The sequence below is a fragment of the Bacillus sp. N3378-2at genome (assembly GCF_033412715.1).
GTDB lineage: Bacteria > Bacillota > Bacilli > Bacillales > Bacillaceae > Bacillus > Bacillus subtilis.
Genome location: NZ_CP117986.1, coordinates 2,675,796 through 2,690,378 on the forward strand (window position 1 = coordinate 2,675,796; position 14,583 = coordinate 2,690,378).

Below are 14,583 nucleotides of genomic sequence, written 5' to 3' on the forward strand. Positions count from 1 at the left end.
CCTTTCATTTGTTCTATTTTTCTGGCGGCGCCAATTCGTCCGCACTTATATTTAAAACATCTGCTGCATCTTGAATGATGGCAGCTGACGGCAATCGGTTTCCGCGTTCAATTTCGCCGAGAATAGAAACTGATATACCTAATGCTTTTGCAAATCCTTCTTGAGTATAACCTTTCAGCTTTCTGAATGCACGAATTCGTCTACCCCAGATTTCTGCTTCCATACTCTTACACCTTCTTGGTCTGTTTCGGCGCTTGTAGCCTCTTTTTCAACCTGCTGGCAAATTTCCGCAAGCGGCGCAAGGACAAACAAACGCTCATACATTCTCGGATGCGGAACAATTAGTTGCTCTGATTCAATATTTTCACGATTAAATAACAAAATGTCAAGGTCTGCCGTCCGCGGCCCCCATCTTACTTCCCTTGTTCTGCCTAATTCATTTTCTATCTGCTGCGTCAGTTCAAGGAGTTCAAAAGGGTTCAATGATGTCTTGATTTCAACAGCCATATTCAAAAATTGAGCTTGATCTTCGTATCCGACCGGGTCAGTTTCGTAAATAGACGACACTTTAGTGACTGTCACCGCAGCATGCTGATGCAGTGAAGCCACTGCTTGCCTTAAATACGTTTCTCTATCTCCAATATTAGATCCAAGTGCAATATAAGCTATGTTGTTCATGACTTTTTTCTCGTAATTTCAATTGCTACTGATTTATAGTGTCCGGGAATTGGCGGGTCTGGCTTAATCACTTTCACCGTACATTGCTGAACAGGCTGAAATTTTTCGAGAACAGTGCCAGCAATACGTTCCGCCAGCGTTTCTACCAATTTTACAGGCTCCCCTTCCACGATATCTTTACATACATGATAGAGCTCAGCATAGTTGATCGTTTGCTCAAGGTCGTCTGTTTGTCCAGCTTTGCTTAAATCCAGCTCAGCGGTTAAATCGACTTTAAACCGCTGGCCAAGTTTGTTTTCTTCTTTGAACACACCGTGATATCCGTAAAACTCCATACCTTCTACATAAACTTTATCCATGGTGCACCCCTCCCTTATTCAGCATCGCGTCCATCATTTTCGCCATTCTGGCAATTTGCTTTACATCATGGACCCTGACAATGTCACAGCCTTTTTGAATGCCGAGACACACAGTCGCGCCTGTGCCCTCAGCCCGCTCCTCAGGCGGAAGATCCAGAACACGCCCGATGAATCTTTTTCGGGAGGTTGCCAGAAGAACCGGATATCCCACTCCGCTGAAAATCTCTAGTTTGTTCATCACTGCCAAGTTATCGTGATAGGTTTTCGCGAAACCGATACCGGGATCAAGAATAATGTTCTTCTCGTCTACTCCGGCCTCAACAGCAATTTTTACACTCTCCATTAAGTCCGACAGCATATCCGGCAATAAGTCATTGTAGTTTCTTTCAGGGCGGTTATGCATGAGAACAATTGGAACATTATGTTCAGCTGCAACGGAAGCCATCTTCGGATCATGTTTGGCACCCCAAATATCATTGATAATGGATGCGCCGGCTTTCACTGCTTCATCTGCGACAGAAGCCTTGTACGTATCTACAGAAATAGGAACACCAAGCTCTTTCGTAATCCGCTCAATCACCGGAATGACTCTGGACATCTCCTCATCCTCAGATACCCACTCAGCGCCAGGCCTTGTCGATTCCCCTCCGATATCAATGATATGGGCACCATCATCGATCATCTCTTTCGCGTGCAGCAGCGCCTTGTCCAAGCTGTCATATTTTCCGCCGTCCGAGAAAGAGTCAGGCGTTACGTTTAAAATTCCCATCACCAGCGTCTTCTCTTTATATGATAAAGCGCTGGGCTTAGTGTGGATGACTTGTGTTTGATCTATTGTGTGCTGCGCCATGCTCTTCCTCCCTTTTCATGAATCATGTTCTTTATTTCTTTTTTGTATAACAATTGAAGAGCGGAGGTTGCTTCTCCGCTTTGGCTTCCATAGTTTACTTCTTCTATTTTAGTAAACGGGATGATTTCAAGAACCGAGTTCGTCATCCACGCTTCGTCAGCTGTCAAGAGAGCTTCTAGCTCATATCGGCCCGTTTTGAGCTCCAGGCCGATATTCTTTGCATTTTCTATGATAAAACGTCTCGTGACGCCGTCCAGAATACCAGTATCAAGCGATGGCGTATAGATACAACGACCTTTTCTCCAAAAGACATTAGATATGATACCCTCTGCAACAGCTCCATCCTCCGTTAGGAAAATTCCCTCGACACGCGGATCATTTCCAATTTCCCGTTTCGCATACATATTATTTAGATAATGATGAGATTTTAACCGGAACGATCCCTCAGGAGTGTTTCTCCGTATCGATAAAACCTTCCCTTCTTTTTGCAAAGGAAGGCTTTCTGGTTTCAGCTGATTCACAAAGCATAAAACGGTCGGCTTATCGTACGTCTGGGCGACAAAGCCTTTATCGCTGATTCCCGCTGATATGTTCAGTCTGACGCGGGCATTACCATCCTTGATATCATTTAGCTTAAGCAGCTTGTCCAGCATCTCAAGGATCTCATGCTTTGAAACAGTATATTCGATTTGCAGATCCTTAAGCGCGCGTTCAAGCCTTTCTATATGCCAATCAAGCAAAAACGGGCAGCCTTCGTAGAGCCTGAAGGTTTCGAAAACACCGATCCCATATAAAAACCCATGGTCAAAAGGAGAAAGAACTGCATCTTTCTCCTCCATATACCGGCCGTTCACATATATCATCACGCAATAACTTCCTTGCGATATGTCTCAATAAAATTTCTGAGCATTTCTTTCCCAAAGGAGGTCATAATAGACTCTGGGTGAAATTGCACGCCCTCTATCGGGAGGTCATTGTGGCGAATAGCCATGATTTCTCCTTCTTTCGTTTGTGCTGTTACTGTAAAACAGCTTGGCAGCGTCTCAGGTTTTACGATCAGCGAGTGGTATCGCGTCGCAACAAGGGGGTTTTTCAACCCTTCAAAAATGGTTTTGCCGTCATGCTCGATATCCGAGGTTTTCCCGTGCATAAGCCGTTCTGCCCTAACAACGTCACCACCGAACACTTGTGCGATGGACTGATGTCCGAGACATACACCGAAAATAGGAATTTCCCCTGCGAAATGTTTAATTGCTTCGAGGCTGATTCCCGCCTCATCAGGGCTGCACGGTCCGGGAGATATCATCAGAAAGTCCGGAGACAGTTCTTCAATTTCTTCGATTGTGATGCTGTCATTGCGTTTCACAACCAGCTCTTCCCCAAGCTCGCCCAAATACTGTACCAAGTTGTACGTGAATGAATCGTAGTTATCAATCATTAAAATCATTTCTCCGCTCACCTCATCTAATTTTTGTCTCTTCTTTGCTCAGCTCTAATGCTCTTTGCATCGCAAAAGCTTTTTTGAATGATTCCTTGTATTCGTGCTTCGGAACAGAATCAATCACAACTCCTGCGCCGGACTGCATAAATGCCTGCCCTCCGGTTGCATAAATGGTTCGAATGACGATATTAAACTGCAGATCGTGATTATATCCAAACCATCCTATAGATCCAGTATAAAGCCCCCGGCGTGTCGGCTCAAGTTCTTCTATTATTTCCATCGTTCTTACTTTCGGTGCACCAGTAATGGTTCCTCCGGGAAACACAGCATGAATAATATCAACAGCATCATACCCATCCTGCAGTTCACCTTGGACATTAGACACAATGTGCATTACATGCGAGTATTTTTCAATTGCCATGAATTCATTTACGCGCACAGACCCGTAACGCGATACTCTTCCCAGATCATTTCGCTCAAGATCAACCAGCATGACATGTTCCGCGCGTTCTTTTTCATTGTGTATCAATTCGTTTGCAAGCACCTCGTCTTCTTCATTTGTTTTCCCTCTGGAACGGGTGCCCGCAATCGGTCTCGTCTCTAATAGCTTGCCCTTTTTGCTGACAAGCAGTTCAGGCGAGCCGCAAATGATTTGGAAATCAGGTGTTTCTAAATACGCCATATAAGGAGAAGGATTTACTTCTCTCAAGGTTTTGTAAATTTGATATGGGTGGGCAGACAGTGACTGTGACTGCCTTATTGATAGATTGACTTGAAACACATCTCCGCTGGCAATGTATTGTTTGATTTTCTCTACAGCTTGTGAGAACCCATCCTCGGTAAATGGCGCCGCGAAGGAACCATCTGTTTCAGGGTTCATCTCTCGCAAAGAGACAGCGGGAAGCTCAGTCAGCCACATCTGCTCTAACTCAGATAGCTTCACATCCGCTGTTTCCTGATCAGAACCATTAACATGAGTAATCAGCCATAGAGACTCTTCTTGATGGTCATAAACTGCTATATCATCAAAAACAAGAAAATAAATATCTGGTGTTTCTAGATCATCTAATGAGAGCATTTTAAAATTTTCAATGTACCGTGCGTAATCATAGCTGAGAAACCCGATTGCCCCGCCTTGAAAGTCAGGGAACTCATGATTCGTTTCTGTTTCCAGCGTTTTAAACCAGCTGTGGAAGGCCCGTAATGGATCACCTTCTTTAAACAGCATCTCATCACCATGCTTAATTGTAGTTATTCCGTCTTTTCCTTTCACAGTCGCAATTGGATCAAGACCGGCTATACTGTATCTGCCGCCTCTTGCACTTTCGAGAAGTACATGGTGTTTTCGGGATTGCGCAAGTTTCTCAAATTGTTGTAAGAATGAGTCTTTTTGAAAAGGTACTTTTTTGCCTGCCGGTCTGCGTTGTGCCATTTGTATCATTCCTCTATTTTCTTTTTTACTTGTTTTTAATTGTAAAGCAATGTTGTGAGTGAAAAAAGTGAATTTCTCTTCCAAGAATAACATTCGTCGCAGACATGGCATATTTGATGCACGAAATATAAAAAAACTCCCGGCGGACCGGGAGTTTTGGCTTTTTTTAATCGAATTGATACAGCGGCGTGCTTAGATAACGTTCGCCGTTACTTGGAATGATGGCCAATACTTTTTTGCCTTTTCCGAGTTTTTTTGCTACTTGAAGAGCAGCATAAATTGCAGCACCTGATGAGATGCCTCCGAGAATTCCTTCTTCACGTGCAGCTCTGCGGGCATATTCGAATGCTTCTTCATTCTTCACAGGGAAGATTTCATCATATACTTCAGTGTTTAAGATGTCCGGCACGAATCCAGCTCCGATTCCCTGAATTTTGTGGGGGCCTGGTTTTCCTCCTGAAAGCACTGGGGAATCTGACGGTTCAACAGCATAAATCTTAATGGAAGGGTACGCTTCCTTCAGCACTTCGCCCGCTCCCGTAATCGTTCCGCCCGTTCCGATTCCAGCTACAAATGCGTCAAGCTGGTCATCACCGAATTGCTCAACGATTTCTTTACCTGTTGTTTGGCGGTGAATTTCTGGGTTAGAAGGGTTGTTAAACTGCTGAGGCACAAAATATCCGTGCTTTTCAGCAAGCTCTTCAGCTTTCTTAATGGCGCCTTTCATGCCTTCCGCACCAGGAGTCAGCACAAGCTCAGCACCGTATGCACGAAGAAGGTTGCGGCGCTCCATGCTCATTGTATCAGGCATAACCAAAATGGCTTTTAATCCTTTAGCAGCAGCAACCATTGCAAGCCCGATTCCTGTATTTCCGCTTGTCGGTTCAATGATCGTATCACCGGCTTTTAATTTTCCTTCTTTTTCAGCCGCTTCAATCATGGCTAAACCGATACGGTCTTTTACACTGCTTCCAGGGTTCATGTATTCAAGTTTTAGATATACATCCGCACTGTTTTCATCTGCAAGGCGATTTAATTTAACGATTGGCGTATTCCCAATTAATTCAGTAATGGAGTTTGCTACACGTACCATTCTCGACACCTCAATTTCCGACTATTTGTATTGGTATTATGTATATAATCTATCAATTTCAAAATTTTTTGTCAATCACTTAGTACTTTTTTCCCCATAAAACCAAGATACATCGGCTTCTTTCCAAAGTGTCTTAACTGTCGCTTTATCGCCTAGCTGATCCATTGCGATTTGCCGTCTGATCTGGTCCTTTACTTCATCAAATGAGAACGTTCTTGCCTTTAGTTTTTCTTTCAGCTGGATAATGGCATATCCGTTGTTGACCTTTATTGGTTCCTGAGACCATTCATCCTCTTTGAGTGTTTTCGCCTCTTCAATGTATGCTGATGGAATGTTGTCTGATGCCTCTGTGACAAAACCTAAATCTCCGCCGTATGGTGATGTATATCTGTCAGTGGATCTTTCGGCAGCGACAGCTTCAAAGCTTGATCCGCCTTTCAGTTCTTTCAGGACTTCTCTCGCTTCTTCTTCATCCTTTACAACAATGTGCCGAATTCGATACGAATCATCAAACTGATATAGTTCCTTATTTTTATTATAGAATGATTCCAATTCTTTGTTTGAGATATCGATATCCCTTGTTAACAATTCCTCAAGGAGGATATTATAACGAATTTGGTCTTTCCACTCTTTCTCCGTCGTATGTTCATCTTCGTAAAAGGAATTATTGACCGCTTTAATCAGCAAAAACTCACGATCAACTTCGCTTTTGGATATTTTAAGGTTGTTCTTTTTAGCCAGCTGCTCAACAACTCGGACATTGATCATATCTTCAAGCGTTGACTTACCATACTGATCTTCCATTTCTTTCAGCCATTCTTCTCTTGTCACACTCTTGCCTCCGATAGTCGCAATAGACTCACCGGATGACGATGCGCCGGTTTGGGATTTCGTCAGCGTATATGCAACAGCAATACAGCAAACCAACAGCGCCCCTAAAATAATGGTCCAGATTGTTCTTGATTTCAAACCTGCTTTCAGCCCCTTTTCTCAAATTAAAAACCCGCTAAAGAGCTTAGCGGGTAGTTTGGTCACGAAGCCCTTCCAGCTCTTCTTTTGTAAATAAGTACTTTTCATTACAAAAATGGCATACTGCTTCGGCTTGTCCATCTTCTTCTATCATATCTTGAATTTCTTTTTTGCCTAGTCCCAAAATGGCTGTTTCGAACCGTTCTTTTGAACAAGGGCAATGGAATCTGACAGGCATCGTTTCCAAAATCTCAGGTTTCTCGCCTAGGACTTCTTCTAAAATTTCTTCTGGTGTCAGCCCTTTTTGGATGAGCTTAGAAATCGGCTCTACTTGAGATAGACGCTGTTCAATTTTTGTGATTGTTTCATCATCTGTTCCCGGCATCAGCTGAATAATAAAGCCCCCTGCCGCAAGAATGGTATTGTCAGGATTTACGAGCACACCTACGCCCACTGATGAAGGAACCTGCTCAGATGATACAAGATAGTAAGTGAAATCATCGCCTAATTCTCCTGAAACGATTTCTACTTGTCCTGTGAAGAACTCGCGCAAACCTAAATCTTTTACGACACTTAACGTTCCGTTTGTTCCAACCGCACGTCTGACATCAAGCTTGCCTTGTTCATTTAAATCAAAATGAACTTGCGGGTTAGAGACATAGGCTCTGACTTCTCCTTTGGCATTGGCATCAGCTACAATAGCTCCGATCGGACCTCCGCCCTCGATTTTCACGGTCAGCTTATCATCGCCCTTCAGCATAGCGCCGAGCATAAGTGAAGCTGTCATTGTGCGGCCCAATGCAGCGGATGCTGTCGGCCACGTACCATGGCGTCTCTGCCCCTCATTTACCATATCAGTCGTTCTCGCCGCATAAGCCCGAACTTTTCCGTCATACGCAAGTGCTTTTACTAAATAATCCATTACTAAACCTCCTATACACTTCCTACGCGGTTTCTTTCATAAATCAATTCCAGCCCTTTTAGGGTTAAGAATGGATCAACGATGTCTATACAATCTGATTCGTTCGCAATGAGCGGCGCCAGGCCTCCTGTCGCAATGACCTTTGGTTCCTGTTTTGCCTGCCATTTCATTCGCTTAACGATTCCTTCCACTTGGCCGACATAGCCAAATAAAATCCCAGATTGCATCGCGCTAACAGTGTTTTTTCCGATAATATTGTCGGGCCGGGTGATTTCGATACGCGGAAGCTTTGCTGCACGCGAGTAAAGCGCCTCTGTCGAAATTGTAATCCCAGGGGCAATCGCCCCGCCCATGTATTGTTTGTTTTCATCAATATAGCAGTACGTTGTGGCGGTTCCGAAATCGACAACAATTAATGGATTGCCGTACAAGTGTATCGCAGCGACAGCATTTACGATTCTGTCTGCCCCCACTTCTTTCGGATTGTCATATTTTATATTTAAACCGGTTTTCATACCTGGACCAACAATTTGAGGCTCGATATGAAAGTATTTTGTGCACATTCTTTCTAACGCAAACATGATTGGCGGCACTACTGACGAAATAATAATGCCATCTATCTGTTCAAACATAAGCCCGGAGTGATCAAATAAGGAGCGCAAAATCATCCCAAACTCATCTTCTGTTTTATGCCTGCTTGTTTCTATACGCCAGTGATATTCTAATTTTCCATCATGATATACACCAAGTACAGTATTGGTGTTCCCCACATCGATAACCAGTAACAACCTCTATCACCACTTTTGAATAGTTTCTCTACTTTACTTTTTACAAACATTCTACAATACCATACACGATCAGCGGCTCATTTGTAAACAAATCGATACCAGAATTGGATGATTGTAAAAGCCGCAGCTGAGCCCATCATTTACATAAAAAAACTGCCAGCGTCAGCCGGCAGTTTTTTTAGAAAGAAAGCGAATTACTCCTTCGTATCGTCTTTCTTTTCTTCTGTTTTTGTCAGAATGTTTACTTTCACATCATCGTTCTTTTCATCATCTGAGAAATTACGCTCAGGTAATGTTCCATGATCGATAAGGTGTTTGATCTGTTCAGCGTCAAGCGTTTCAACTTTCAGAAGCGTTTGGGCAATCAATTCAAGCTTGTCACGATTTTCAGTCAGGATTTGTTTCGCACGCTCATAACATTCTTTGATGATGCGCTGAATTTCCTGATCAATTTCGTAAGCGATTTGATCACTGTAGTTCTGTTCGTTGTTGAAATCACGGCCTAAGAATACCTGACCGCCCTGAGACTGTCCAAATTGCAACGGTCCCAGTTTTTCTGACATACCGAATTCCGTAACCATTCGTCTTGCAATATTCGTCGCACGCTGGAAGTCATTGTGCGCCCCTGTGCTGACTTCACCGAAGATAATCTCTTCAGCAACACGTCCGCCCAAGAGGCCGACAATTTTATCAAGCAGTTCCGGCTTTGTTTGGAAATAACGGTCTTCTCTTGGCAGCATAACAGCATAACCGCCAGCCTGGCCCCGAGGAACAATCGTTACTTTATGAACCATATCTGCCTCATCTAAAACGAGTCCGATAACGGTGTGTCCGCCTTCGTGATAAGCCACGATATTGCGTTCTTTCTTGGAGATAACGCGGCTCTTCTTAGCAGGTCCGGCAATTACACGGTCCGTCGCTTCGTCAATATCACGCGCATCGATTTTTTTCTTGTTTTGACGAGCTGCTACAAGCGCAGCTTCATTCAAGAGATTTTCTAAGTCAGCGCCTGAGAAGCCTGGTGTTCTCATGGCAATTGATTTTAGGTTAACCGTTTCATCCAGCGGTTTGTTTCTCGCATGGACTTTCAATACAGCTTCACGGCCAATGACATCTGGGCGGTCCACTGTGATTTGACGGTCAAAACGTCCCGGACGAAGTAAGGCTGGGTCCAAGATGTCCGCACGGTTCGTCGCAGCAATGATGATAATTCCTTCATTAGCGCTGAATCCGTCCATTTCAACAAGCAATTGGTTTAGCGTCTGTTCACGTTCATCGTGTCCACCGCCGAGACCAGCACCACGCTGGCGTCCGACTGCATCAATTTCATCAATGAAAATCAAACAAGGCGCATTCTTTTTTGCATTTTCAAACAAGTCACGCACACGGGAAGCACCGACCCCTACAAACATTTCAACGAAATCAGATCCGCTGATGCTGAAGAAAGGTACGCCGGCTTCACCTGCACAAGCCTTGGCAAGCAATGTTTTACCGGTACCCGGAGGTCCGACTAAAAGCACGCCTTTCGGTATTCTGGCGCCAAGCTCGGCAAACTTGCGGGGATCTTTCAGAAACTCAACAACTTCAACAAGTTCTTGCTTTTCTTCGTCAGCCCCTGCAACGTCTTTAAATTTGACGCGTTTCTTTTCCTCTGTATACAGCTTCGCTTTACTCTTGCCAAAGTTCATGACACGGCTGCCGCCACCTTGAGCCTGATTGAGCAGGAAGAAAAACAGAATAAAGATAATGACAAATGGGATGATGGTCGTCAGGAACGTCACCCATCCGCTTGTTTCTTGAGCGGGCTCAACCTTTACGTCTGTCTTTTTCAAAGCGTTAAATATCTGGTCTGCTCCCTTTCCTTCAGGAACATGAGTCAAAAAGTATTGATCTTTGTCGTAGTTTTTCAGCTGCCCTTTTACCTCATAAACACCTCTGACAGGCTGAACCGATACGCTATCAACTTTCCCGTCATCCAGGTTTTTGATGAACGTACTGTACGACATATTTTCTGTTTTCGGATTTGAGGTCTGGAAGTAGCTCACAACCCCGATTACTACTAATAAAATAAGTAAATAAAAAATGGTATTACGGAAGACCCGATTCATTCCTTACCTCCTCCCACAGTAAGCACAACTATGTTCAATAGTACCATAGAAAATCATTCCAATACAAACAATAACCATCTCGGAAGCAGGCTGCCGATCAGCTTTCATAAACTGCCGGTTTTAACACTCCGATATAAGGCAGATTGCGATAGCGCTCAGCATAATCAAGTCCGTAACCCACTACAAACGCGTCAGGAACTTCAAAACCGACAAAGTCTGCTTTGATGTCCGCTTTTCTTCCGCTCGGTTTATCCAAAAGGGTAACAATCTTAATTGATTTTGCTTTACGGTATCGGAAGAGCTCTACGAGATAACTTAAGGTTAACCCACTGTCGATGATATCTTCAATAATTAAGATGTCCCGGCCCTCTACAGATGTATCCAAATCTTTAATGATTTTTACTTCTCCAGAAGAAACCGTAGAATTTCCGTAGCTTGATACATCCATGAAATCCATTTCCAAATATGTATCAATATGCTTGATAAGATCCGCCATAAAAGGAAGTGCTCCTTTTAACACACCGATTGCCAACGGAAATGTATCTTGATACTCGCTCGTTAATTCTGCACCTAACTCTTTTACTTTCTTTTGTATCTCTTCCTCTGAGATCAGTACTTTCTCGATATCATGTTTCATCATGATTTTGCTTGCCCCCTACACTTTTCATGCTGTCTATATTGTAATACAATGCGGTCGCTGTTTGGAATCACAAGATCTTCAAAAATTGATTTTTTCAAGCCAGGTATCCAGATAATTTCACCGCTTGCGTCCGTCACAATCGGCCAGTTGTCTCTTTCTTGGAGAGGCAGTTTCTTATCAATAAATATATCCTTTACCTTTTTTGAGCCGTTCATCCCTTTTAGTTTGATCCGGTCTCCAGCTTTTCTCGTCCGGATTGTTAAGGGAAACCGCACCTTTTTTTCACTTGTGATAAAAACAGCATTCCCATGTTCTTCAGGCGAGTCCGCATAATGCCTTGCCTCTATCAGATATCCATTAGGGAGCACTGCCGTTTCATCAGCAGCTCCGCTAATTTGGTATTCAAAGGGAACATTTTTGCACTGCCATTGTTCAAATGTAAACAAACATGTCTGATATGATTTGACCACCTTCAGTCCTTTCGGAAAGTCCAGTACTCCTGAAGGACTGCCATTTTCCGCCCAATCGAGAAACTGCTGAATGTGATGGGCTGAAAAGGATGATGGAACGTTTTCATAAAGATAGTTTAATATTAGTTGAACTCCTCTTCTTTGTAAAGGCATCGGGAGGGCAAGCAATTGAGAGGAATTGATTTCAACTGATGTATTAGACTGGCTTGTGATTACTTTATTCATTTCATCTTTCGTTAATGACTGTAAGAATTGCTCATCTTCCGTCAGTGCTTCACTCACTTTCTGAAACCTTTTATGCACATCCGGAGATTCCTGCTTCAAAAACGGGAGCACTGTTTTTCTGAATCTGTTTCTTGTGTAGTCATCTTTGGCGTTGCTTTCATCCGTCCGGTAGCTCAAACCGTTTTCACGGCAATAGTGAAGGATCTCTTCCTTTGTAATGGTTAAGAACGGCCTGATGATCCGCCCCGTCCCAAAACGTCTAACCGGCTGCATTCCCGCAAGTCCCGTTCCAAGCGTACCCTTAGCCAGTTTCATAAGCATTGTTTCAACCTGGTCATCACCATGATGCGCAAGAGCTAGATAGTCCGCTTGGTGCTTCGACATGATTTCTTCAAAAAACTGGTAGCGGCAATCACGTGCTGCAGCCTGCTTATTGAGTCCTTTTTCCTGTGCATATGCGGTTACATTGATTTGAGCCGTTTCGCACACGAGCTGTTCAGCTTTACAATAAGCTTGGACAAAACGCATGTCCTCCTCGGATTCCGCACCTCTGAACCGATGGTCAACGTGAGCTGCAATAACATTCGCTGAACGGCCGCATAACGTATGCAACGCGTGAAGAAGAGCCATTGAGTCCGGACCGCCAGAAACGCCTACAATGATTGTCGCCCCTTTTAACGTAAGATTGTGTTTGTTTAAAAAATCTTTGACACTTTTCACAATGTCCTCCTCACAATGAGCAGGTATTTTAAAGATATTCATATCCTAACACTTTCAACCCCTCCAAGCAAAGAAGAAGCATAGGCTCTGCAGTTTGCACCATTCAGATTAAGAAAAAAATAATATAGGCGAAATAAAGCGCTAAAACACTGATCACGATCAGCGTTGTTTCAAATAACCCCCCCGACTTAGCCGGTTTCTGTTTTGGGGTATATCGCGTCTTCGTTATTTTTCTTTGGCGCGGTATTTGCTGTCTTTGTCGTGTGGCAGGCTGCGGTGATGCTTTTATATGCTGTTTTCTTTGTGCTGCTTTTTGCCCCGCGTCTAGCATATCCTTTTTCATTTCATCTGCGGATTGATAATCTCCGTTCAAGGCTGAAAAAAGCGCTTTTTTATACTTTTGAAGCAGCGGGTTTCCTTCGATGAGAGACCTAAGCTGTTCTTTGGGCTGGTTCGTTTTCTTAAATTCTTTTTTATGCACACTGTTGATCATAATCATGGCAACTGCGAACAGATCATAGGATGGCTCTGCCTTTCTTGTTCCATACCCCCAATAGCCTCTGTCATAAAACTCCGTATACTCTTTTATCGCCCGGCCTTCCTTTGTCGTGCCGCCCACATCAATGCAGCGGATCCTTGCGGGCGGACCAGTTACGATCAGATTGTCAGGTTTAAGATCGCCGAATATCCATCCTTGCTGGTGAAGCACCGATAAGCTGGATAACAGCTGAATCATTAATACAGGTATCCACTCTCCTCCTTTATCACTGACATACTTCAAAAGCAGCGGCCCTTTTATGTATTCCATTGCATAAAATGAAACTTTCGTATTGGTACCGGGAATATAAGTATCATCCGTATCAAAAAAAGAAGGCCCCATCGTAACGGACTGGGCCTTTGAGAAAGATTTCAAGACATTCACTTCAGAAGTAATAGACAGGCTGTCATCACTCACCTTTAAGGCAACATGTCCATCTGATGCTTCTGCCAAATACACAATTCCATTGGCCCCTTTACCAAGCTGTTTACGCAATGTATAAGTGTTTCCATTCCACTTGCCTTTGATTGTCGTACCCGGCTTGAGGCTACATGCCAAACTCGTCAAAGCGTCGTTCATCATCTGCCAGCATGCCCCTTCTTGAGCGTATTTTTTCAAACTGCAGTGTCGCTTCACGAATTGCCGGACCTGTCGGCGTGATGCCGCCTGTCGAAAGCTTTGCAAAGAGTGTGGAAAGAGATTGCAGCTTCGGTGTCCAGTTCAGCACAAGCTCGACCTCTTGTTTTTTCCCGGGAAATATACACATCGCAAATTCGTTATTCCCGATTCGAGAATTGAGGCTTACAGACAAATCAATCAGTGCCTCTTTTACTGTTGGAAGCTTTGGCGCCATACTTGCACTTGTATCAACAAGAACCAAAACCTGAAGATGCACCGTTTCTCCAAGCTCGTCTACCACTTCCATGACTTCGCCGCGTTTTTCCGGGGAAAGCTCTTCCATTTCCACATTCTTTCCGAGAATCTGTTTCAGTTCTTGATTGACTACACCTTGTAAGGTTTGCGTCATCGCTTTTTTTGTTACCATTTGAACAGTTTGTGAAAGCTGAGATGCATAAACGACTTGGTGCACGCCTCCTCCGGCAAGTGCAATCCCTTCGACTTCCTTCATTGCCTCAGGGTCAATTTGATTTTCTTCCATTATACCAATAACATTTACCGTAATCCCCTGCTCTTTAGCAAAAGCAGCCATTGCAAGCGGGTCTTCCCCATGGTTTGAGCAGCCATCCGTTATCAGCAAAATTTGATTTAAATGTCCGTTGTTCACATTCATTCCTCCTGGAGAATACGAGGATTCTCAGATTCATATATTCCCATCTTCGCCAGAAGAAA

At 43.8% G+C, this 14,583-nt stretch carries 16 protein-coding genes; all 16 read right to left on the reverse strand.

Annotation, left to right across the window (positions count from 1 at the left end):
• Nucleotides 1-13: 13 nt before the first annotated feature.
• The 16 genes from PUN35_RS14405 to PUN35_RS14480 all read right to left on the reverse strand — a co-directional run bounded on the left by PUN35_RS14405 (nucleotide 14) and on the right by PUN35_RS14480 (nucleotide 14,518).
• On the reverse strand, nucleotides 14-223 hold the full coding sequence (locus PUN35_RS14405; protein WP_003226678.1) for a helix-turn-helix domain-containing protein: 210 nt from the start codon (nucleotides 221-223) through the stop codon (nucleotides 14-16).
• Nucleotides 175-678 (reverse strand): 2-amino-4-hydroxy-6-hydroxymethyldihydropteridine diphosphokinase, encoded by a 504-nt coding sequence (gene folK, locus PUN35_RS14410; protein ID WP_014478614.1) that lies wholly within the window; start codon nucleotides 676-678, stop codon nucleotides 175-177. The genes PUN35_RS14405 and folK overlap by 49 nt, the downstream gene beginning before the upstream one ends.
• A complete protein-coding gene (gene folB, locus PUN35_RS14415) occupies nucleotides 675-1,037 on the reverse strand; it encodes a dihydroneopterin aldolase (RefSeq protein WP_014478613.1) in 363 nt (120 codons plus the stop codon). Before folB ends, folK begins: the two co-directional genes overlap by 4 nt.
• The gene (gene folP / locus PUN35_RS14420; protein ID WP_014478612.1) at nucleotides 1,030-1,887 is read right to left on the reverse strand and encodes a dihydropteroate synthase; all 858 of its coding nucleotides are present in this window, start codon (nucleotides 1,885-1,887) and stop codon (nucleotides 1,030-1,032) included. Before folP ends, folB begins: the two co-directional genes overlap by 8 nt.
• On the reverse strand, nucleotides 1,869-2,750 hold the full coding sequence (gene pabC, locus PUN35_RS14425) for an aminodeoxychorismate lyase (RefSeq protein ID WP_014478611.1): 882 nt from the start codon (nucleotides 2,748-2,750) through the stop codon (nucleotides 1,869-1,871). Before pabC ends, folP begins: the two co-directional genes overlap by 19 nt.
• Nucleotides 2,750-3,334 carry an aminodeoxychorismate/anthranilate synthase component II gene (gene pabA / locus PUN35_RS14430; protein ID WP_014478610.1) on the reverse strand — a complete coding sequence of 195 codons (585 nt, stop codon included), beginning with the start codon at nucleotides 3,332-3,334 and terminating at the stop codon, nucleotides 2,750-2,752. The genes pabC and pabA overlap by 1 nt, the downstream gene beginning before the upstream one ends.
• A gap of 13 nt (nucleotides 3,335-3,347) precedes the next feature.
• A complete protein-coding gene (locus PUN35_RS14435) occupies nucleotides 3,348-4,760 on the reverse strand; it encodes an anthranilate synthase component I family protein (RefSeq protein ID WP_033881151.1) in 1,413 nt (470 codons plus the stop codon).
• A 166-nt stretch (nucleotides 4,761-4,926) separates the two neighbouring features.
• Nucleotides 4,927-5,853 (reverse strand): cysteine synthase A, encoded by a 927-nt coding sequence (cysK, locus tag PUN35_RS14440; RefSeq protein ID WP_003218399.1) that lies wholly within the window; start codon nucleotides 5,851-5,853, stop codon nucleotides 4,927-4,929.
• 75 nt (nucleotides 5,854-5,928) lie between these two features.
• A complete protein-coding gene (locus tag PUN35_RS14445; protein ID WP_014478608.1) occupies nucleotides 5,929-6,822 on the reverse strand; it encodes a peptidyl-prolyl cis-trans isomerase in 894 nt (297 codons plus the stop codon).
• Nucleotides 6,823-6,868: 46 nt separating this feature from the next.
• Nucleotides 6,869-7,744, reverse strand: coding sequence for a redox-regulated molecular chaperone HslO (gene hslO / locus PUN35_RS14450; protein WP_003226695.1), 876 nt, complete (start codon nucleotides 7,742-7,744; stop codon nucleotides 6,869-6,871).
• Between the two features lie 11 nt (nucleotides 7,745-7,755).
• Entirely contained in the window at nucleotides 7,756-8,532 is a 777-nt protein-coding gene (locus tag PUN35_RS14455; RefSeq protein WP_010886388.1) for a type III pantothenate kinase, read from the reverse strand.
• A gap of 194 nt (nucleotides 8,533-8,726) precedes the next feature.
• On the reverse strand, nucleotides 8,727-10,640 hold the full coding sequence (gene ftsH / locus PUN35_RS14460) for an ATP-dependent zinc metalloprotease FtsH (RefSeq protein ID WP_003243881.1): 1,914 nt from the start codon (nucleotides 10,638-10,640) through the stop codon (nucleotides 8,727-8,729).
• A gap of 97 nt (nucleotides 10,641-10,737) precedes the next feature.
• Nucleotides 10,738-11,280, reverse strand: coding sequence for a hypoxanthine phosphoribosyltransferase (hpt, locus tag PUN35_RS14465; protein WP_003226700.1), 543 nt, complete (start codon nucleotides 11,278-11,280; stop codon nucleotides 10,738-10,740).
• Nucleotides 11,277-12,695 (reverse strand): tRNA lysidine(34) synthetase TilS, encoded by a 1,419-nt coding sequence (gene tilS / locus PUN35_RS14470; RefSeq protein WP_014478607.1) that lies wholly within the window; start codon nucleotides 12,693-12,695, stop codon nucleotides 11,277-11,279. Before tilS ends, hpt begins: the two co-directional genes overlap by 4 nt.
• Before the next feature lie 103 nt (nucleotides 12,696-12,798).
• Nucleotides 12,799-13,815, reverse strand: coding sequence for a serine/threonine protein kinase PrkT (gene prkT / locus PUN35_RS14475; RefSeq protein WP_033881150.1), 1,017 nt, complete (start codon nucleotides 13,813-13,815; stop codon nucleotides 12,799-12,801).
• Nucleotides 13,781-14,518, reverse strand: coding sequence for a vWA domain-containing protein (locus tag PUN35_RS14480; RefSeq protein ID WP_003243782.1), 738 nt, complete (start codon nucleotides 14,516-14,518; stop codon nucleotides 13,781-13,783). Before PUN35_RS14480 ends, prkT begins: the two co-directional genes overlap by 35 nt.
• Nucleotides 14,519-14,583 lie beyond the last annotated feature (65 nt).